Here is a 286-nt window from a genome sequence, read left to right as displayed (position 1 = left end):
GGTGGTTTGCGGAACGGTGGTGGTGACGCTGTAGCTGCCATCGCTGCCGGCGGTGGCAGTACCGGTAGAGCCATCCGGGAAGGTAACGGTAACGGTGCTACCCGCCTCTGCCGTGCCAGTGACGGTCAGGCCGCCGTCAGCATTGGCAGTGACGGTGACGCTCGGCGCATCCGGCGCGGTGGTATCGGTATAGCTCTCGGTCACCGAAGCACCGGTGTTGCCGGCTTCGTCGGTGGCGTTGACGCTGACTTCGCCGGTGGGTTGATCTTCCGGCGAGGTGATCGAC

Annotated in this window: 1 protein-coding gene; it reads right to left on the bottom strand. The window is 65.4% G+C overall.

Features of this window, described 5'->3' with window-relative positions; all coding sequences use genetic code 11:
* Nucleotides 1-286: Ig-like domain-containing protein (locus A6723_RS32250; RefSeq protein ID WP_175405594.1), on the bottom strand; the 286-nt coding region annotated here is incomplete at both ends.

Source organism: Pseudomonas sp. AU11447 (assembly GCF_001672555.2).
In the GTDB taxonomy this organism is placed as follows: Bacteria; Pseudomonadota; Gammaproteobacteria; order Pseudomonadales; family Pseudomonadaceae; genus Pseudomonas; species Pseudomonas nitroreducens.
The sequence above is the reverse complement of the archived record's forward strand: the minus strand, read 5'-3'. Positions and strand labels throughout refer to the sequence as shown.